This is a genomic window from Paenibacillus sp. TSM33 (assembly GCF_056099025.1).
Map to the genome: position 1 here is coordinate 46,683 of NZ_JBLZXB010000014.1, position 20,421 is coordinate 67,103.

A 20,421-nucleotide genomic window follows, 5' to 3' on the forward strand; every position below is an offset into this window, starting at 1 on the left:
AAAGTGAAGGCAGGAATGATATGTTTACGAAGGTAGAAATCAAGCAGCTTTTGAAAAATGATATTTTGTCGATGACCTTAAAGCCAGGTACTCTGCTCAGCGAGACGACCTTGTCAGAACGCTTCCAGTTGTCCAGAACTCCGCTGCGCGATGTATTGAAGCAGCTTGCCCTGGAATCTTATATTGATATTTATCCCAAAAAGGGGAACGTTGTCTCTTATATCGATCTGGAGTCCGTTGAACAAATGAGCTACTTGAGAAGTGCGCTGGAAAAAGAGATTATGAAGGAGCTTTCTACGCAACTTGCATTAAGCGATATACAGAAGCTGAGCGAAATTTTGGACAGACAGAGGGCTGTCATGGATGAAGATCATGCTACGGATCAATTTCTCATTTTGGACGATCAGTTCCACTATACTATGTTCCAATTGGCGGGCCGAGAGTTCCTTTGGCAGCTGATTCAGCATTCAAATGTTCACTATATCAGATATCGCAAGCTGCATATGCTGGAAACAGGAAAGCTGATGGAAATCTGGCATGAGCACCAAACTATGCTTAAATATATGCTAAATCAGGAAACAAGCAAAATGGATGATCTGGTACATCATCATCTCAGAAAGGATATGCATTCTCTCGAATTTCTCCGGCAGTTCGCTGACTATATTAAGAAATAACGCTGCTTGGGTGATAGATCGAGTAAAAAAATCACGAGACGGCAGCCTTGAGAGATTTTTAAAGAATTCTCAATCTTGTATACATGTTAGGTGGAATCCTGCTTGAACATACGCAGAGGAGAGAGGTTCTATACTCCTGAATAGGCCATGAAACCACCATCAATAGGAATGACTGCACCGGTCACAAAACCGGAAGCGGTTTCATCGGCCAGCCAAAGCAGCGTTCCGAGAAGGTCTTCAGGTTCACCAAAACGACGCATCGGGGTGTGGGCAATAATCTTGGCTGAGCGCTCGGTAAGCGAGCCATCCTCGTTGGTGAGCAATTGTCGATTCTGCTCAGTCAGGAAAAATCCGGGGGCAATAGCATTTACCCGAATGCCAGATTCGGCTAGATGTACGGCCAGCCACTGGGTGAAGTTGTTGATGGCGGCTTTGGCAGCGCTGTAAGCGGGAACCTTGGTCATTGGGCTGGGAGCGCTCATGGAGGATATGTTAAGGACCACAGCGCCAGGTCGTCCGATCATGCCTTTGGAAAAAACCTGTGTTGGGATTAAAGTCCCGATAAAATTTAAATCAAGCACATTGCGGAAGCCAGGCACACTGAGATCGAAAAAGGTAGTGATTCCAGACTGATCCAGATCTTCAGGATGAAATGTCTCCAAACTCGTATTCGCACTGGGGTGGTTGCCGCCTGCTCCATTGATCAGAATATCGCACGGACCGAGCAGACGACGGACCGTCTCCTCAGCCTGCTTCACGCTTTCAACATTGGTCACATCACAGGTAACAGCGATGGATTCTCCACCACTCTCACAAATTTCCTTGGCTATCAATTCGCCCTTATCAGCAGTACGGTTCAAAATAGCGACCTTGGTACCCTGGCGGGCAAGCTCTTTGGCCATGGAGCTGCACAACACACCGGAGCCGCCGGTTACCACAACTGTTTTTCCAGACAAAGCCGGATGCAGGGGAAGACTAGTCAATTTACATTCCTCTTTTCCTTGGAAGATAAGCCCGCATTACGCTTATACGCATTCCACAAGTTAATGTTATTTAAATATTGAATAATCGTAAGTCCCGTTGCTTCTTTAAAACGATGACACAAATAATATTTGGACATGTAAAACGACTTTGCGATATCTTCGATTTTGGTAATTTTGTTATAGTTTTGGTTGATGTACGACAGAATAGGTTCAAAGTTAGCGTTACTGGAAGACTATGGATTAAAATCTGATGATACCCTTTTTCTAGAAAATAAAGTTCATGTGCATCGTGATAATGAAAATTGGTCATGTTGTGGCCTGCATCATGGACGACATACTCGATTGAAAATAGGGGATGTGTATGACTTACATCAGCAATTATCGCTCAACCTCCATCCTATAGCAATATAATATAACAAATTGATAATTCGGCAACATATTAAAAGATTATTGCTTGGTATTCAGGTATAGTTTAGCTACCAGATTTTATTTTGAGTGGATCACATGAGGAGGTTAGACACTTGAAATCACGCCAAGGAATCCAGAATGAATTTGAACTGTTGAAAAGAAATCACACGGTGCCTGTTTTTGTTTCCGAAACGGAAAACAGCGCGGTGCATCTTGCCTTTTGCAATCTTATGCGAGATATTGATTGGGTTTGCGGTTGTAAGCTAGTGCGAGCAAAAGAAATGGAGCAAAGCAGCATCGTGATCGGCACGATCACAGACAATGAGCCGTTACTCGCTTCTCTGCAAGAAAAAGGGGTATCGCTGAAAAAACTTGCGCTGGAGGATGGCTCGTATCGGTGGGAAGCGTTTCTTCAGGAAGTCATTGACGGTGTATTATATATCATAGGAACCGACAGGCGTGGTACTATCTTCGGAATCTATGACTTGTGCGAGGCGATGGGTGTGTCTCCGTGGTATTACTGGGCGGATGTACCGGTGAAAACCTGCGATGTATTTTGTTTGCCTTTGGACTACTCCAAGGCAGATTGGCCAGCGGTTCAGTACCGGGGAATTTTTCTGAATGATGAGGAAGAGCTTGATGACTGGGCCAAGATTCATACTCAAGATGGTACAATCGGACCTACTGCGTATCAATCTATTTTCGAACTTTTACTTCGTCTGAAGGCCAATTTCATCTGGCCTGCCATGCATGTGAATTATTTTAATGAGAATTCTGAAAATGGAGCACTTGCGGAAAGAATGGGGATTGTTGTAGGCACGTCGCATTGCGATATGCTGCTTCGCAGCAACCAGAATGAATGGGAGCCATGGCTAGCAGCCAAGGGTTATGACGACGCCTCGTACGATTATTCCATCGAAGGCCGAAATCGCGAGATTCTACAGGAGTATTGGCGAGAAAGTGTCGAGAAGAATAAAAATTACGAAGTATGTTATACAGTTGGCATGCGCGGAATTCACGATTCTGGATTTCATACGCAGGCCATGGACGAGGATAATTCGATGTCTAAGGAAGAACGGGTAAAAGCCAAGAGTTCTCTCTTAGGTAAGGTGATACAGGATCAAAAGCAAATTCTCAAGGACGTGATCGGCGAGTCAAAAGAAAATGCTTCATTACAGACATTCATCCCGTACAAAGAAGTATTAGAGCTATATGACCGAGGTCTTGATCTACCTGAAGGTGTGACCCTCATTTGGGCAAACGACAACTTTGGGCATATGCGCCGATATCCGAATGAGAAGGAGCGCCAACGCAGTGGAGGCAACGGTTTATATTATCACAGCTCTTACTGGGCAGCTCCAGGAACGGGGATGAGCTATCTCTTTATTAATTCAATTCCATTGGCCCATACAGGGAATGAATTGAAAAAATCGTATGAATCGGGAATCCGGAAATTGTGGATTCTGAATGTTGGCGGGTTGAAGCCCCTTGAACAGGATATGGAATTCTTTTTGCGATCTGGCTGGGAAGCTGGCAAAGAGGAAGGAATAACCAAGAATGCCTCCCAATTCGTCGAATCTTGGATAAACACCAATTTTTCCGGCAAACACGGACCTGAAGCTGCGGAAATATACGAAACATTTGCACAGGTCACTAACGTACGAAAGATCGAACATATGCAATCCAATGTGTTTTCACAAACTGTATTAGGTGATGAAGCAGGGCGTAGATTAATGCGGTTGGAGGATGTTTTTCATCGGGGTAATGCCATAATGTACAGCCTTCCAGTGCAGGAGCGGGCTGCATTTTTTCAGATGTTTCTCATGAAAGTTCACGCGTCGTATTATACCAACCATGAGTTTTATTTTGCCGATAGAAGCACGCTTTCTTATGAGCGCGGAAACATGCAGGCTGCTGACCGATATGCAGAGCTTTCGATAAAAATGGCAGACTACAAGCGAAGAATGCTTCATTTCTATAACGCAAAAATGAGTGAAGGCAAGTGGAACGGAATCCTCACACCAGAAAGCTTTCCACCACCGCCTACCGCCTTGCATCCTGCGCGAAAGCCCGCATTGAAAATTGCTCAAGGTGGCATGAGAATCGATCTTTGGAATGGAGAAACAACGCTGTGCTTTTCCATCCATGGTCAAAAACAAAAATGGTTCGAGATAGGAAACCAGGGGAACGGGACCATTCCATTCACGATTGAGGTAATGGAAGACGCAGATTGGATCATCCTTTCCGAAAGTGAAGGATTGATCCAAACGGAGAAAAGAATTCTTGTCTCGGTCATTGATCCACATAAACATGCTGGAAAGACTGCACAACTGAACGTCCGAAACCATAAAGATATGACTTCTGTTTCAATAAAGGTGCAAGTTGAGGAAGGTGTAAATGTTCCTGAAACGTTTTGCGGACATATAGAGGCAGACGGGTATGTGTCTATCCCAGCAGCCTCCTACGATCATAATGTTCCTGGTGCAGATTCGGCCGATAATTCCGGTTGGGTGGTCATACCGGGAATGGCAAGATATGAGGGGGCCGCAATGATGGCCTGGAACGGTAAACTACAACCGCTTGCAGGAGAATTTAAGAATCATCCATATTTAGGATACGATATTTTTTTGAAAGAGGCTGGGCAGTTTAGCTTAGAAATTCATCGTTTTCTTACTTTAAATTCGACTGGCAACATTCGTTTCGGCATCGGAGTCGATGATACAGCACCCATTCTGGTAGAATCAGAGACTCGTGACGAGTGGCTGGGCACCTGGCAGGAATCCGTCTTTAATAACGGTGAGAAAATGAGAGTGGAGCTGCCCTACCTGGTTTCCGGTATACATGTCTTAAAAATTTATATGGTAGACCCCTATGTCACTATTAACAAGTTAGTAATATATACGAATGAGCAAAAAACGTGCAATCTGGGGCCGATTCCCAGTCAGCATCATCATAGGCTGTTTACCGATCATGGACTGGAAATTCCTACTGTGAATTGGAATGAAGTCGAACAATTATGTAATCAATTTTACGAAACGGGAGAGCATGAAGTACCTCTTCCCGTCGTCCTCTATGCCACAAGAGATTTTTACGCTACCAGGGATGAAATCTTCTTGAAATGTTTTGATGTTCCGCAGACCACATTAGGGGATACGCGCTATGCAGACATTTGTGATGCTGACGGTACAAAGGATGTTATAAAAGAATTTGGTACGGGTATGTTTATCGAATCGGACGGCATCGTTGCGATTGAAGCCGAATATGCGTTGGAAAACTCTGAATATGCATATCTCACGTCCAGTAAAGACGTTAATGCTATTCGCTGGAGCCACTTACAGGCCGAAACCAATGGAAGAACAGGTTTCGCCATGCATGTCTCTGAGCCTGGAAGGCAGTGGGATAACCCGGAGATGGCTCCAGCGATGCATTACAAAATAAATATCACGAATTCAGGTCTTTACCATATTTGGATTTTGGTTCGACATCATAACGACCAATCCGATTCATGCTACTTATCGCTGGACGGCGTAGTAAGACCGTTATCCGAACAACTGGGCAAGGGCACACTGCATACGTATAACACAGCTCAAGTGTACTATTGGTGTTTACTGTCGGATTTGGAATTGCCCAGTGGTGATCATCTGTTTTCGATCTTAGCTCGAAAGTCGCAACTCAGAGTCGACCGGATATATATGACACAAGGGAACGAATTACCGCCTGTGGATGCTCTCTGGACGGATTCGATAAGAAAAACAGTCCTAAGTTAAAGCAGCGCCTCCATGCTGAAAGAGCGGGATTTAGATACTTGCTGAGATTCCGCTCTTTTTTCGATAAATGGTAAAAGAAACAATTCATTCCTGAAGATACTTTAGTATGAGTTTCAAGTGTTCTCTAGCCGATTGATTCAAAGGTTGTAAGGGCAAAGGAAGACTGGGACTTAAGCTCAAGCCACTTAGTTCTGCGGCTGCTGAAACAACACGAAGGCTACCATATTGATGAAATAACGTCCAAATAGGTTCAAGTAGCGCCGAGAGTCGTTCTGCTTCGTCAGCAAGACCGTCCTGGGCCAACCGGGTTATCTTTAGGCACGTCTTTGGAAATAAACCGCCGAGAACTGAGTACCATGCTTCACAACCTGCATTCAAGCCGGTGGCTGCAAATGGATCTCCACTTACTCCTATAGTTACATGGGGAGGAATCGACTCTCGTAGTTTTCTAATGCGTGTCTTGGCTGCTTCGGGATCAGTAGGTACTCCAGGAATCTTAATAGAACCAACATTAGGTAACTCAGCAATTCTGCCGTGCAATTCATCACTGAAATGAAAATGGGAGGTACCCGGATTATCATAGACACAAAGTGGAATGGAGAGTGAACGGGTTACCTGTTCATAGAGTGAAAAGACTTCTTCATTCGTTAGTGCTTGATAGGAGATAGGGGCTAGCAGCACTGCACTTGCTCCTGCTCTTTGTGCATCTTCCGCTAATCGAAGTACTTCTAAGGTACGAATCGCGCTTATGCCTGTCATCACGGGAATCCCCTCTGCTGAATGTACAGCAAGCTGAAGAACACGTAAACGTTCCTCTCGATTAAGATATGCATAATTTCCAGTTGAACCCAATGCACCAATGGAGTCTACACCAGCTGCAACTAATCGTTGAATCAGTGTCACAAATGCTTTTTCGTCAATGCCTGTCTCATTCACCGGGGTGAGTGGAAAAGCAGATAATCCATGGAACATAAAGTTACACTCCTTCATGAATTGACCTTCAAAATACAAACACATTATAAAAATGAATTAGACACAATTAAAGTACCAATTAAGAGACAAATAACTGTACCAATTCTTCTAGAAAAACATAAAATTGAAAACAAAGATTCTGTATCGAAAATAATGTAATGATATTATGCCTTCAGATCAGGTTAGTTGAATAAGAAAGATACAAAGCATTCTATATGGAATGCTTTGTATCTTAATCATGATTTGGTGATGTACCAGAGTCTGTTAATATGCGATCTAATACTTTTCCAGTAAGGGGCATGAAATAATTGAGTATTACCCCTCCTAAACAAACAGTTAACAAAGTTCCAAACCCAATGGGTCCATTTAAAATGAATGCTATGATCAAAAATATGAGGTAAATGAATGTTCTCGAAAAAAATAGATTTCTTCCAGTTAGTTCCTGTATGATTATTGTTAATCGGTCAATTGGAATGGGGGCAAAGTTTGTCTGTAAATAGGTTGCAGTTCCTAATCCCACAACAATTAAACCAATTCCAAAACAAACAACTTTGCTGTACCAAAGTTCAGGCGTTATTAAATCCTGCAATAAAAAAAGCCACATATCAATAGCAATCCCCGTTATAAATGCTGTTAACAACCCCAAAACTTCTGGTCTTTGTCTTTTTAAAAGTGAATTGCAACAAATCAAAATTAAAGCCATTATGATTTCCCAACTTCCTACAGTAAGCCCCACATTTGTGGATAGTCCTACCAAAAGCGCATCAAAAGGGGATGTCCCAAGGTCTGATTGTATAGTGAAAGAAATACCAAGGGATAATATAAAAATTCCTATTACAAAGAAAACATATTTCACTTTACTCGACCTCTTTATCATTACATGTTGCAAATGCAACAAAATTAGGGTAGATTAAATATATACCATGTTTATTGCATTTGCAACAAAATAGGGGCAAAGGAGTTCATTATGAAGGAAGTACTTCGTGAAATTGGAATGATTGCAAGAGCATTAGATTCTATAAGTAATATTGAATTTAAAGAATATGACCTTACAAAAGGACAATATTTATACCTTGTACGGATATGTGAAAACCCAGGAATTATTCAAGAAAAGTTAGCTGAGATGATAAAAGTAGATCGAACAACCGCATCTCGTGCTATTAATAAACTTGAAATTAACGGATTTATTGAAAAGAAAGAGGATCCTCATAACAAAAAAATTAATAAGCTCTTTCCGACAGAAAAAGGGAACAATGTTTATCCTTTTATAAAAAGAGAACATGATTATTCGGATCATGTTGCATTAGCGGGATTTTCGGAAAGTGAAGTAAACACCATTTTTAATCTTCTTCAAAGAGTAAGAAAAAATATAAGTGATGAATGGGAATTCGTAAAAAAAGGGAACAAAAGAAATTATTAATTGATTTATATGAAGGAGCGCTATATTTATAATGAATGTAAAAATTATGAAATGCAGTCGTGAAGATTTACAAATATTCCAAGAAATAAGCATTGAAACATTCAACGATACTTTTAAAGATCAAAATTCACCTGAAAATATGCAAGCCTATCTGGAAAGAGCATTTAACTCGAAGCAGTTGGATAAGGAATTGTCCAATGTCTCTTCAGAAATCTTTTTCATTTATCTCAACGAAGAACTTGCTGGATATTTAAAGGTAAATATAAATGATGCCCAATCCGAGAAAATGGGTGATGAGTCACTCGAAGTTGAGAGGATCTATGTAAAAAATGAATTTCAAAAACATGGGCTTGGTAAATATCTGCTAAATAAAGCTATGGAAATTGCATTGGAGCATAATAAAAAGAAAATCTGGCTCGGTGTATGGGAAAAAAATGAAAATGCTATTGCTTTTTATAAGAAAATGGGGTTTGTTCAAACGGGTGCCCACTCTTTTTATATGGGGGATGAAGAACAAATCGATTTCATAATGACCAAAACATTAATACTATAATTGAATTTAAAAATGTTTTCTAGGGTTCCGCGATGTCATATCGGCTGGTCCGAGAGAAAACTCACAGTTGTTGCACTGTGTCACGGAGGGATAAAAGCCTGGGAGAAAAACTGCGTATGTAGTATGATCTCAGGTTTTTTTAATTGCTGCTTTAGATACACATTATATTTGCAGCGCAATCAAAAAGGAGGCAGTACAGAATGAACAAGACATGGTTATCTGTTGTAATGGCGGCAGTACTTGAAGTTGGTTGGGTTATCGGCCTGAAACATGCCAGTGGATGGTTAGAGTGGGGAGGGACTTTAGCAGCCATTTTTGTAAGTTTCATACTCATGATGATAGCTTCCCGTACGCTTCCGGTTGGAACGATTTATGCAGTATTTGTCGGTTTGGGAACGGCCGGAACTGTGTTGGCAGAAATTTTGTTGTTTGGTGCTGATGTACAGGGATCTAAATTCATGCTGATCGGGCTGCTTCTGCTTGGAGTTGTAGGACTCAAAATACAGAGCCAAGAGAAAAAACAAAGAAAAAAGGTACACTGACGGATGAACTGGGCATTTCTAAATTTGGCAGGCGTATTTGAAATGATTGGAGTTCGGTATTCAGCTCAGCGGTTGGACTAAAGCTGGTAAGCTGAAAAGTGACCTCGACGAATGATATAAGAAAGGTTAAAAAGAAATTGTGGCTTTATATTTTAAATGGCAGGCTCTCTATACTACGAAAGCAGTATAGGGAGTCTGCTAATTTAAATATTTAATTCAAAGAGCTGGAAGTTGCAGCTTCATCTGACCAACCTCCAGACCGCCGAGCTCAACTATCCCCGCTAAGACCATCTGCAGCGATATCTTTCCTAATGCTATCTTACGGTCAGGGAACCACAACTAAGTAAGTTCGATGATGTCCTTGGTCATTAGAGTAAAGTGACAGACTTGATTTGAGCAGAGGTATTTCCGTAAATATCCTTCGCCAGCACGAGAATATGCAGTGTATCGGCTTGGGAGGCGCCACCCTGTTTGTATTTAGTAGTTGGAAGCGCTGCTGACCAATTAGCGTTATCTTCTGTAATAGCGACACGCATGCCATTGACATAAACTTTGAGCTGAGCAATTTTGCTTTGATCTGTTACTGAACCTTCCAAAGCGAGAATATCGTCCTTGATCGAAGCATTCAACTTAAGTGCAGGGGCTTCTGTTTCCTTACGTTTAGAGGGTGGGAGAGCAGTTTGCGGGTTATAGGAAAAGGTTTCATCCTCAAGCGCTGGCGTTCGTGTTGCAATAGGACGGTTTTTGGTTGCCTGCTCATAGGAATAAGCGTATCGAAGCAGGTCATTATCGCTATATGCGGCACCTGCCATCGTCAGATTGACGGGCATACCAGTATCCTTCATGGCGCCCATACTCACAGACACACTTGGGATCCCATACTCGCGTAGAAGGAAATTCGTATTGGAGAAATAGTTGCCATTCTCCCAAGCCTCCTCATAAGACGTTTCATTCACATCGGAGTCAGCTTTGCCGATATTTGAATTGGCGGGGAAAGCAATAAAATCAAGGTTGTTTTGCTTCATCCAATTTTCAAAATCAATCTTTCGTACATTTTCCAGTCCCCGCAGCCCTTCATAAAATTGAGGAATTTGTTCGTAAGGGGTGACGCCTTTCTTTATAGTTTCAATGAATACGTCATAGTGACCAAGGTCTCTGCCACGTTTGGCATCTACCGATCCGGGCGGATTCGGGAAGACGGTTGCAGGGTCGATATTAGCCCATGACGGGAAATTCGGATCGCCCACACTTTTAAGGAATTCCTCAGCTGCATAAGGATTAAGCAACCCGAATTCCTTTTCACTCCACTTTGCCGGCATCAGACCACGTTCTTCAGGTGTTTTTGCTGTTGGTCGGTCCTTCTCGCTATTCACTTGCAAGGGGAAGTCAACTTCCACTACTTCAGCTCCAAGAGCAGTTAAATCCTTTACAGCTTTTTCCCATAATGCTTGTATTGAAGGTCTAAATTTGATCGGAGTTGTGGTTTCATGGTCCTTACCGATATAGATTTTCGGAACACCGATGCGTTTGCCTTTCAAAGCTTGAGTATTTCGCAGCTCTAGATATGAATTGGGACGGATACTGTTGACAGAAGGGAGGCGAACGGCTTTCTGTTCTCGCCAGAAATCGCCCTTAGTGATTTTATCCTCTACAACAATCACGTCAAGCAAGCGGAGCATGTCCTCGACAGTCCTCGTATGTGGGACAACGACATCCCGTATAGGGAAAAGCGGCCAATTCCCCCGAATCGAGATTAAGCCCCGTGATGGTGTGTAGGCAATTAAACCATTGTTAGATGCTGGTGATCTTCCAGAAGATACTGTTTCTTCTCCCATACCAAAGGCAGCGAGGTTGGCGGCCGTCGACACGCCAGATCCGTTAGAGGAGCCAGAGTACCAGGCGGCAGCCAAATAATCTGGATTATACGGACTTTCAGCACGGCCATAAACGCCTCTTTGCATTCCACCTGCTGCCATTGGTGGCATGTTGGTTTTACCAATTAACACTCCACCGGATTTGCGTATCTTATCTACTGTAAAGGCGTCATCTTTTGCCATCAGATTTTTGAAAGCTGGAGATCCAGAAGCGACAGTTAGTCCTTTAACTTTATAACTGTCTTTAACCGTGTAGGGGATGCCTTGTAGAGGCCCAGTATTCATCCCCTGTGCCCTTAGCTGATCAGCCTGAGCGGCTTCTTTTAGTACGTCAGGATTCAGAACAGGGATGGAATTCAGCCGAATGCCACTAGAATCATAGGCATATACCCGGTTAAGGTACATGGCTGTGAGCTCGACACTCGACAGTGCTCCTGACTTCATCGCGTCCTGCATCTGAGCAATCGTAGCCTCTTGCAAATGAAATGTAACTAGGGAGGAGGTAGGTTCATTAGTTTTACTTGAGGATGAGAGTGAGGGTGAAGGAGCGGCGGATGCAAGCGAGCATCCCGTGAGAGTTACAATCACACCAGCCGCGATCCATTTGTAATAGCTACCGATTACATTCCTTGTACTCGCTTTTAACGTTCGTGCGCGCATAGCATTTTCACTCCTTAAAATAGATAGGTAGGATCAGAAATTCGAAATAGAGGGGAACGAGGAAGGTCTCGTTTTTTTGTATAAATCTTTCTAATTATACTACTTATTTTCATCCGAAATGTCAATTTTTGTAATGTGTGGAGCAAGGAAGAGCAAGCTTACTTTGACAGCGTAGCTGGGTGGTTGGACCGAGAAGGTGCTTATAGCGCCCTTCATAGAATGAAGCCGGAAACGCTGGCTTTTGCACTAAGTGATTCCCCAACCGGTCTTGCCAGCTGGATAGTAGAAAAAACTACAAAGTTGGAACGACTGTGACGGGGACATAAAAAAGTCCTATTTAAGAAGTCGCCTATTGGAGGCTTTTTTGTGTTAACAATTTTTTGCCTTTCAAATCCTTAAGTTAACAGTTCAAAAGAACTATTTTTTAAGGAATTACTATTATCAAACATTGAAGTACCGATAAACATAATAGCGCAGAAAAAACAGGTATATATACCAACTCAAAGGAGAATTACATAAAAGAGAGGTGTGGAAAAATATAGCAAAAGACTTATTTTAAATACACTAATACAAGGAGAATGTAAATGCTGAAAAGAACACTATTAGTATCCATTGTTTTTTGCCTAGTAATAAGTGCGTTTGGATTCACTGAGGAAACATTGCCTAAAGCTGCAGCATCCACTGGATTTGCTCATCCTGGTCTATTACATACGAAAGAAGATTTTGACCGAATGAAGCAAATGATTCATGAAGGCAGACAACCATACTTGGATGGTTGGAATCAATTGCTGTCCAGCCCACTTTCACAGGCTGGATGGAAACCACGCGCTACTTCTACCATTATCCGGGGAGGAAGTGGGCAAAATGTAGCTGTGTTTTACAATGATATAGCTCGTGCATATCAGAATGCACTTCGTTGGAAAATTACAGGGGACGCCGCAAATGGAGATACAGCTCGTGATATTTTGAATGCCTGGTCTTCTAATCTTAAAACGATCTCCGGCAATGCTGATCGCTACTTAGCGGCGGGAATTTATGGATATGAGTTGGCTAATGCAGCAGAACTTATGAGAGATTATCCGGGGTTTAATGTGGAACAAATGCAGAACATGCTTCTTACTGTATTTTACAAACCATTGAATGAGAGATTCCTTATTGGCAATGAATACGGCAATAGTCATAATGATTCATATATACAGAATTACTGGGCGAACTGGGATCTAAGTAATATGGCGGCCACCATTGCAATCGGAATATTCTGTGACCGCCGGGATATTTATGATATCGGTGTTGAATATTTTAAAAATGGTGCAGGAAATGGGTCCATTTATAATGCGATCCCATTCCTTCATCCTGATGGGCTTGCCCAATGGCAAGAATCCGGAAGGGACCAAGCGCATACTCAATTAGGTGTTGGTTTAATGGCAACAATTGCTGAAATGGCATGGAATCAGGGGGATGACCTTTATGGATGGGCGGACAATCGTTTCCTGCGTGCTGCTGAATATGTTGCCAAGTACAACAATGGCGAGGATGTGCCATTTGCAACTTATGAATGGGGATCAGGTAGAAACGGTTCGTTAAATATTCAATCTGGAATATCGCCTGCCAGTCGTAATGAAATGCGTCCCATCTGGGTGATGATTTATAACCATTATGTCAATCGGAAAGGTCTGTCTGCACCCAATATTGCTGCCCGAATGGCTCTGGAGGGTACCGAAGGTGGACCAAATTTGAAGTACCCATCAACGTTTGATCAACTTGGTTTCGGAACTCTTCTCTATACCCGGCCGGCCGGCAGCGGAGATCTGGCAAGCATTCCTGATGGAAATGTTTCTGATGGTATTTATCGTTTCATTGTGCGTTTGGACGGCAAGGCCATGGAAACCGATAATACGATAGAAGGTACAAGTGTAATTAAATCAACCTATACAGGTGAAGCAAATCAACAATGGAGTGTTACACATCTAGGTGGCGGTCAATACAGTATCAAGAATATGCAGAGTGGACGTTCACTTGAGATAACAAATGGCTCTCTTGATCATGGCGCTAAATTCCAACTGGCTGCTAGTACTGGCCAAGATCAACAAAAATTTGCTTTTATCTCTACAGGAGATGGTTACTATCGAATCACTCCTGTCATTTCGAATAAGCCAGCTGATGTCACAGGCCTATCAACGGCAGAGGGAGTTCCTATTCAGCAATGGCGGTATACATCCAATTATAATCAACAATGGAAGCTTGAATCTATTGAATAGCACTAATCAATAATTTGCCTAAAAGCATCATTCTAACATCGTTTAAGCAATCGGTTGAATCTCATTCAGCATTTCCTTAGTCAAGCCACTATATTGGGATAAGCTGTACGGTCAAAAACTGGTGTCGATCTTCCGTTCGGCGCCAGTTTTTCTATAATTGAAAGAGAACAATTCCTGCTTACCCTATTTAAAACGCGATGACCCGGGACATTCGTCAGGCGGCTGCAAAAGCGAACTGCCCCGAATATATGTCACTATGGGCGGGCCAGGATCTTCGCTTAGCCAACGGCCAACCTGCTGCTTCAATTGTAAAACAAACCATTGTAAATAGGAAAATGATTGCTGCGAAAATCGCGGCTTTTTTATTTGTCCCGATTTACATTGACGATGAGGAGGCAGAATTCCATCGTATTCCTTGTCTCCAATGAGCTATAACGCTATACCAACAAATCTAACTCATCGGTTCAACCCCCAGCGATATTCGTAGAGCATATTTACTTGGATTTTTTCCGTGAATAACTGAGTAAAGTGTCAAATTCCTTGTCGTCGTCTCTTTGTTTCTGTTGCATTGCAATGAAAATCCCTGTTCGCATTCCTCCAGAAACGATATGTTGGCAGTTCACTGCTGGATTGCTCCGCCATTTCAATAGAGTCTTTAAAATTTCCCCACTTTCATTCTATTCGATTCATTCAACTTCTAGGTCGTGAATGGTCATGAAACTTCAACCATTACATATTTTCCCGAATTGACTTTATATCCGGATATCATTATTATCTTACAGTATAAGATAAATACAGAAGGTGGTACGGCCAATGGACTATAAAGCATCAGCAACCGAATTATTCGAGTGTATCGTCAAATCACGCAAACCGGCATTAGAGGAACGAGTGCATTTCTCTCGTGGTGAAATGGGAATTCTCATTGCGTTGAGTCATCAGGACGGGGTTACTTCGGGCCATTTGAGCGAATACTTGTCCGTCAGTACGGGACGGATAGCAACGGCGCTGAAAAGTTTGGAGAAGAAAGGGTTGGTTGTACGACGTACGGATGCCAACGACAAACGTAAGGTGATTGTATTCATTACGGATTCAGGCAAGCAATTTATGATTGACAGGTATAACGAAGGAGTCGCATGGAGCGAGAAAATTCTTCGAAAGCTGGACGAACAGGATGCCAAAGAGTTTATCCGACTCATCAAGCTTATTGTCTCTAAAAGCTAAATTCCTATGTAGAGGACGTATACAGGATACGTTAATTGCACCAAACACCTAAGATTTTCAGATAAAGGAGAAGAACAGAATGCTCAAGATATTTAAATATCTCAAGAAAAATGAATGGATGTTCGTGCTCTGCAGCTTGGCCTTCATCGTTGTGCAGGTGTGGCTGGATTTGAAGCTGCCTGATTATATGGCCGAAATTACAACCAAGCTGCAAACTGCAGGAACGCCGATGTCGGAACTGTTGATTCCCGGTATTTATATGCTGTTATGTGCTGTCGGCAGTATGATTGCATCTATTATTGTCGGCTATTTTGCGGCAAAGGTCGCGGCAGGGCTGGCCATGCGTCTGCGTGCGATGGTCTTTGACAAGGCCTTATCTTTTTCGATGGAAGAGATGAACAGCTTTTCAACAGCCAGCCTTATTACCCGTTCCACGAACGATGTTACCCAAATTCAAACGGTGGTTGCACTGGGGCTGCAGGTGATCATCAAGGCGCCGATTCTGGCCGTGTGGGCCATTGCAAAGATCGCAGATAAAAACTGGCAGTGGACCGCCTCTACAGGAGTGGCTGTGGCTGTCCTGATTCTGATGCTGAGTGTCATTGTTATTTTCGCTCTCCCCAGTTTCCAAAAAATCCAACGTCTCACTGATAATCTGAACAGGGTAACACGTGAGCATCTGACCGGGCTTCGGGTAGTGCGTGCTTATAATGCAGATCAGTATCAGGAGGAGAAGTTCGGGCAGGCCAATACCGAATTAACGAATACAAACCTGTTTGCGAACCGCTTAATGACAATGGTTGGTCCGGGTATGACATTTATTATGTCGGGTTTGAGTGTCTCTATCTATTGGATTGGCGCTTACCTGATTAACGGAGCGGCCGTGCCGGACCGCATTACGCTATTCTCTAATATGGTCGTATTCTCCTCTTATGCGGTGCAGGTGGTCATGGCCTTTATGATGGTAAGTATGATATTCTTCCTGATGCCTCGAGCTTCGATTTCTGCCAAACGGATTATGGAGGTATTGAATACCGAATCCCGCATCATTGACGGGCATGAGACAGCTGGAAAAGAGGACGTTACGGGTCAGGTGGAGTTCCGTAATGTCAGCTTCAAATATCCGGATGCGGAGGAGTCTGTGCTTCGCAACATTAGCTTTACGGCAAAACAGGGCGAGACGGTTGCCTTTATTGGCGCAACAGGCAGCGGTAAAACCAGCGTAATCAATTTGATTTCTCGTTTCTACGATGTGACTGAGGGAGAGGTACTCGTGGATGGCGTGAATGTCAGAAACTATAAGCAGCAGACACTCCATAACAAAATCGGGTATGTCCCACAGAGAGCCGTACTTTTCAGCGGTACAGTGGCATCCAATGTTTCGTATGGCGATAACGGAAGAGCAGAAGCTTCGGAGAAACTCGTCAAAACCGCCGTCGGGATTGCCCAAGGCACGGAGTTTGTCGAAAAAATGGACGGTCAGTATCAAGGACGGATTTCACAAGGTGGAGCGAACGTGTCCGGTGGTCAAAAGCAGCGTCTGTCCATTGCGCGTGCCATCTACCGTCAGCCGGAGATTTATATCTTCGATGATTCCTTCTCGGCCCTGGACTACAGAACAGACCGGATTCTGCGCTCTGCGCTTAAACAAGAAACCGGTCATGCTACGACACTCATTGTGGCTCAGCGCATAGGCACCATTAAGGACGCTGACCGGATTATCGTGCTGGAGCAGGGCGAGATTGTAGGGAACGGTACACATGAAGAGCTGATGGCGAATTGCAGCACCTATCAGGAGATCGCTTATTCGCAGCTTTCGAAGGAGGAACTCGTACATGGACAAGAATGAACACACCGTCGGCAGTAAGCACACCGAAATGAAACAGCGAGGTCCCATGGGTGGAGGTCTTACGGAAGGGATGGGGACTGGTAAAAAAGCGAATGATTTTAAAAAGAACATCCGCCAGCTCTTATCCTATATCAAGGCCTATATGCCTATGATCATACTCTCTATGGTGCTGGCGCTGGCCGGTTCCGTCTTCAACGTGATTGGCCCGGATAAGCTCAGTGATATTGCCAACCTGATCCAGGAAGGAATCGTAACAGGGATTGATGTGAATGCTGTTCAAAAGATTGTTCTTGTGTTGGTGATTTTGTATGGTCTCGGCCTTATCTTTAATTATCTCCAAGGATTCATTACGGTAACCGTGTCACAGCGTCTTACAAAGAAGATGCGAACAGAGCTGTCCCGAAAAATCAACCATATGCCTTTGAAGTATTTTGATGCTACGAGCTATGGGAGTGTGCTTAGCCGTGTGACCAACGATGTCGATACTATCGGACAAACATTAAACAACAGTCTCGGCACGCTTGTCAGCGCACTGGCAACCTTTGTGGGTGCATTGATTATGATGCTGTATACGAACTGGATCATGACCATTACCGGGATTGTAGCTACGCTGATCGGTTTTTCACTGATGACGGTAATTATGAAGCATTCACAAAAATATTTTGTAGCACAGCAAGCAGAGCTTGGCCAGATCAACGGTCATATCGAAGAAACTTATGCTGGTCATAACGTAGTCAAGGTATATAACGGAGAAAAAGCAGCCAAAGAAGTGTTTCATGGCATTAATGGCCGCTTGTATACAAATGCATGGAAATCCCAGTTCATGTCTGGCCTGATGATGCCGGTTATGATGTTCATCGGGAATTTCGGTTATGTTGCGGTCTGTATCGTGGGTGCTTTGCTGGTGAACCAACATGTTATAACGATCGGAACGATCGTGGCCTTTATGGTGTATATTCGTCTGTTTACACAGCCCTTGTCACAGTTGGCGCAGGCTGCAACCAATTTGCAATCGGCGGCAGCTGCTAGTGAACGTGTATTCGAATTTCTGGGTGAAGAAGAATTGGTGGATGAGAGCGACAAGTCCATGAAGCTGGAAAACGCCAAAGGGGATGTCGAATTTAAACATGTCCGTTTCGGTTATAATGAAGACCATATGATTATCAAAGACTTCTCTATGAAAGCTGAAGCTGGACAGAAAATCGCCATTGTTGGCCCTACAGGTGCCGGTAAGACGACGCTCGTGAATTTACTCATGCGGTTCTATGAGCTGAGCGGAGGGGGAATTTATATTGATGGAACTCCGATCAGCCAATTAACACGTGAGAATGTTCATAAATTATTCTGTATGGTACTGCAGGATACATGGCTGTTTGAAGGAACGATTCGTGAGAATATCGCCTTTTCCAAAGAGCATGTTACCGATGAACAGGTTGAAGCCGCATGTAGAGCAGTGGGTCTGCACAGCTTCCTTAAAACTCTACCGCAGGGCTATGATACAGTGCTAGACGACAAAGCCAATCTCTCTGCTGGTCAAAAGCAATTGATTACCATTGCAAGAGCCATGATTGAAGATGCACCCATGCTCATTCTGGACGAAGCCACAAGCTCGGTCGATACGCGTACGGAGTTGCTGATTCAACAAGCGATGGACCGACTTACTGTTGGGAAAACTTCCTTTGTGATTGCCCACCGTCTCTCAACGATTAAGAACGCCGATCTGATTCTGGTCATGAAGGACGGTAACATTATCGAAACAGGTAATCATGAGGAATTGCTGGGTAAAGACGGATTCTATGCCGATTTATACAACAGCCAGTTTGAACATGTATCCTGAAAAATACAATCTTAGGGAAACAATGATAGAAACCATCAGTATCATATCAAGGTAAAATTACAATGAAAATATCCAATCAATTAGCGTTTGATCCTTTCTGGTCACAGGGCAGAAGGTTTACTCGGTCGTGATGCGCTCGGCACAAAAACGATTCGATTTGTACAAAGTATCCATCATCACAAACCAATATGTCGTTACTTCCACTGTGTCAATATTAACTTCATTATTTAGGGTCAAGTCGTCAAAACTTAAAAAAATAGCAAGTTTCCTGCCACATGGAGACTTGCTATTTTGTGTTTTTGAGTTAATACATTTTACAAAAGAAATGGTCCATAAGTTATAAAATTTCTAAAAATCTAAAGTTTTAATGGAAAATCAAAACGTTTCTATTAATAAAAAAATAAAATTTATAGGTGAAATGAGAGAATATTTAACCTAAATCGAAATTTCGAGAGAAAATTTAAAGAAAACTTTGCTTGGGAATTAGTTCAAAAGATCTAAAAAAATCACTATCTATTTAAAAAATGAGAGTTATTAATTTTGAATTAATTTAGCTAGAGCAAATAAATCTCATTATTTGGTAGTTAAAGAGCGTTGCTGAAAAAGTTGAAATTTGTCGGATGGTGTCAGGAACGGTTTATTATATTTGTGTTAATGATATGTAACGTAAAATTTGTTTTGGTGCAAGGGGTTTGGAGTTTCGTGCAAGCATACATCATTTTTATTTTACCGATTATAAAATCAAAAATTTTGTTCTAAAACACATTAACTTGTCATGTTAATATTCAATTTAATAAAAAAGTGGAATTCTTGCATTTAAAGATATAAAAATAATGTAATTATATAGGATTTTTATTAATTTTATGAAATCTATCAATTTAGAACTTATGTCCCATGTTAATCGGTTTTAAAGTTTGTATATTTAAAATAGCTAGAAAGTATTGGGAGTAAAGAAGAGATATAAGGATTTATTGCTATATTATGGACAACAAGAGGATGTGAGAAATTTTTATGGGGACTCGGTCGTGTCTGTGTTTTTGAAAATCGTGATCTAAGTCTGACTGAGAAGACCCAGTTATTTGTTTCCCGGACATGCGAGCCTTGCTTAAAATGGCTTCATAAGTACATAAGCTGTTTTCTTGTGTAGACACAGTATGGGAGCAATGACTGTATCCAAAAAAATCATGGCAGTTGTATAAACAAGACTGCAAGATTATCTGTCCATAACATCATATTCGGTAAATCTGTTCCATATCTTCCGTATTCCAAAGACACTCCTATTTTATTCGGACTAACCTTTCACCGAAGAGCTTCATTTGATGCAGAAAACACGAAACGTTTCCTTAGCAGCTTGGAAATTTCGCTAGCCCTTCCGATGACCGTCACTTTTTTATCCATGTACA

The 20,421-nt window shown here is 42.5% G+C and carries 14 protein-coding genes, 1 pseudogene and 1 riboswitch; of the genes and pseudogenes, 10 read left to right on the top strand and 5 right to left on the bottom strand.

Going from position 1 to position 20,421, the window contains the following annotated elements; all coding sequences use genetic code 11:
* Positions 1–20 precede the first annotated feature (20 nt).
* Positions 21–674 (top strand): GntR family transcriptional regulator, encoded by a 654-nt coding sequence (locus tag ACN6NF_RS11935; RefSeq protein WP_474317892.1) that lies wholly within the window; start codon positions 21–23, stop codon positions 672–674.
* A 128-nt stretch (positions 675–802) separates the two neighbouring features.
* Here ACN6NF_RS11935 and ACN6NF_RS11940 read toward each other — a convergent pair whose 3' ends face one another.
* Both ACN6NF_RS11940 and ACN6NF_RS11945 read right to left on the bottom strand, forming a co-directional pair.
* The gene (locus ACN6NF_RS11940) at positions 803–1,657 is read right to left on the bottom strand and encodes an SDR family oxidoreductase (RefSeq protein WP_474317893.1); all 855 of its coding nucleotides are present in this window, start codon (positions 1,655–1,657) and stop codon (positions 803–805) included.
* A complete protein-coding gene (locus ACN6NF_RS11945; protein ID WP_474317895.1) occupies positions 1,654–1,794 on the bottom strand; it encodes a hypothetical protein in 141 nt (46 codons plus the stop codon). Before ACN6NF_RS11945 ends, ACN6NF_RS11940 begins: the two co-directional genes overlap by 4 nt.
* Before the next feature lie 384 nt (positions 1,795–2,178).
* Between ACN6NF_RS11945 and ACN6NF_RS11950 the strand changes: the two genes are divergently transcribed.
* Positions 2,179–5,832 carry a glycosyl hydrolase 115 family protein gene (locus ACN6NF_RS11950; protein ID WP_474317897.1) on the top strand — a complete coding sequence of 1,218 codons (3,654 nt, stop codon included), beginning with the start codon at positions 2,179–2,181 and terminating at the stop codon, positions 5,830–5,832.
* An 84-nt stretch (positions 5,833–5,916) separates the two neighbouring features.
* On the opposite strand, the gene ACN6NF_RS11955 is transcribed toward ACN6NF_RS11950, so the two are convergent.
* Positions 5,917–6,804, bottom strand: a complete 888-nt coding sequence (locus ACN6NF_RS11955) for a dihydrodipicolinate synthase family protein (protein WP_474317898.1) — start codon at positions 6,802–6,804, stop codon at positions 5,917–5,919.
* Between the two features lie 232 nt (positions 6,805–7,036).
* The gene (locus tag ACN6NF_RS11960) at positions 7,037–7,660 is read right to left on the bottom strand and encodes a YczE/YyaS/YitT family protein (RefSeq protein ID WP_474317899.1); all 624 of its coding nucleotides are present in this window, start codon (positions 7,658–7,660) and stop codon (positions 7,037–7,039) included.
* A 111-nt stretch (positions 7,661–7,771) separates the two neighbouring features.
* On the opposite strand from ACN6NF_RS11960, the gene ACN6NF_RS11965 reads away from it, so the two are divergent.
* From ACN6NF_RS11965 to ACN6NF_RS11975, 3 genes are all read left to right on the top strand, one after another.
* Positions 7,772–8,224 (top strand): MarR family winged helix-turn-helix transcriptional regulator, encoded by a 453-nt coding sequence (locus ACN6NF_RS11965; protein WP_474317900.1) that lies wholly within the window; start codon positions 7,772–7,774, stop codon positions 8,222–8,224.
* A 31-nt stretch (positions 8,225–8,255) separates the two neighbouring features.
* Positions 8,256–8,777 carry a spermidine/spermine N(1)-acetyltransferase gene (gene paiA / locus ACN6NF_RS11970; protein WP_474317901.1) on the top strand — a complete coding sequence of 174 codons (522 nt, stop codon included), beginning with the start codon at positions 8,256–8,258 and terminating at the stop codon, positions 8,775–8,777.
* Between the two features lie 8 nt (positions 8,778–8,785).
* Positions 8,786–8,884, top strand: a riboswitch (guanidine-I (ykkC/yxkD leader).
* 93 nt (positions 8,885–8,977) lie between these two features.
* Positions 8,978–9,319, top strand: coding sequence for a DMT family transporter (locus ACN6NF_RS11975; RefSeq protein ID WP_474317902.1), 342 nt, complete (start codon positions 8,978–8,980; stop codon positions 9,317–9,319).
* Positions 9,320–9,687: 368 nt separating this feature from the next.
* Here ACN6NF_RS11975 and ACN6NF_RS11980 read toward each other — a convergent pair whose 3' ends face one another.
* Positions 9,688–11,853 (bottom strand): amidase, encoded by a 2,166-nt coding sequence (locus ACN6NF_RS11980; protein WP_474317904.1) that lies wholly within the window; start codon positions 11,851–11,853, stop codon positions 9,688–9,690.
* Between the two features lie 584 nt (positions 11,854–12,437).
* Between ACN6NF_RS11980 and ACN6NF_RS11985 the strand changes: the two genes are divergently transcribed.
* From ACN6NF_RS11985 to ACN6NF_RS12005, 5 genes and pseudogenes are all read left to right on the top strand, one after another.
* Entirely contained in the window at positions 12,438–14,111 is a 1,674-nt protein-coding gene (locus tag ACN6NF_RS11985) for an RICIN domain-containing protein (protein WP_474317906.1), read from the top strand.
* 167 nt (positions 14,112–14,278) lie between these two features.
* A pseudogene (locus ACN6NF_RS11990) lies at positions 14,279–14,539 on the top strand (hypothetical protein); the annotation flags it as partial.
* A gap of 385 nt (positions 14,540–14,924) precedes the next feature.
* Positions 14,925–15,332 (top strand): MarR family winged helix-turn-helix transcriptional regulator, encoded by a 408-nt coding sequence (locus ACN6NF_RS11995; protein WP_045245283.1) that lies wholly within the window; start codon positions 14,925–14,927, stop codon positions 15,330–15,332.
* Positions 15,333–15,411: 79 nt separating this feature from the next.
* Entirely contained in the window at positions 15,412–17,181 is a 1,770-nt protein-coding gene (locus tag ACN6NF_RS12000; protein ID WP_474317908.1) for an ABC transporter ATP-binding protein, read from the top strand.
* On the top strand, positions 17,168–19,018 hold the full coding sequence (locus tag ACN6NF_RS12005; RefSeq protein ID WP_474317909.1) for an ABC transporter ATP-binding protein: 1,851 nt from the start codon (positions 17,168–17,170) through the stop codon (positions 19,016–19,018). The genes ACN6NF_RS12000 and ACN6NF_RS12005 overlap by 14 nt, the downstream gene beginning before the upstream one ends.
* Positions 19,019–20,421 lie beyond the last annotated feature (1,403 nt).

Excerpts from the sequence above, each read along its gene's own strand:
- ACN6NF_RS11935 (WP_474317892.1), top strand. The coding sequence starts at position 21 with ATGTTTACGAAGGTAGAAATCAAGCAGCTTTTGAAAAATGATATTTTG.
- ACN6NF_RS11945 (WP_474317895.1), bottom strand. The coding sequence starts at position 1,794 with ATGTCCAAATATTATTTGTGTCATCGTTTTAAAGAAGCAACGGGACTT.
- ACN6NF_RS11955 (WP_474317898.1), bottom strand. The coding sequence starts at position 6,804 with ATGTTCCATGGATTATCTGCTTTTCCACTCACCCCGGTGAATGAGACA.
- ACN6NF_RS11965 (WP_474317900.1), top strand. The coding sequence starts at position 7,772 with ATGAAGGAAGTACTTCGTGAAATTGGAATGATTGCAAGAGCATTAGAT.
- paiA (WP_474317901.1), top strand. The coding sequence starts at position 8,256 with ATGAATGTAAAAATTATGAAATGCAGTCGTGAAGATTTACAAATATTC.
- ACN6NF_RS11975 (WP_474317902.1), top strand. The coding sequence starts at position 8,978 with ATGAACAAGACATGGTTATCTGTTGTAATGGCGGCAGTACTTGAAGTT.
- ACN6NF_RS11980 (WP_474317904.1), bottom strand. The coding sequence starts at position 11,853 with ATGCGCGCACGAACGTTAAAAGCGAGTACAAGGAATGTAATCGGTAGC.
- ACN6NF_RS11985 (WP_474317906.1), top strand. The coding sequence starts at position 12,438 with ATGCTGAAAAGAACACTATTAGTATCCATTGTTTTTTGCCTAGTAATA.
- ACN6NF_RS11995 (WP_045245283.1), top strand. The coding sequence starts at position 14,925 with ATGGACTATAAAGCATCAGCAACCGAATTATTCGAGTGTATCGTCAAA.
- ACN6NF_RS12000 (WP_474317908.1), top strand. The coding sequence starts at position 15,412 with ATGCTCAAGATATTTAAATATCTCAAGAAAAATGAATGGATGTTCGTG.
- ACN6NF_RS12005 (WP_474317909.1), top strand. The coding sequence starts at position 17,168 with ATGGACAAGAATGAACACACCGTCGGCAGTAAGCACACCGAAATGAAA.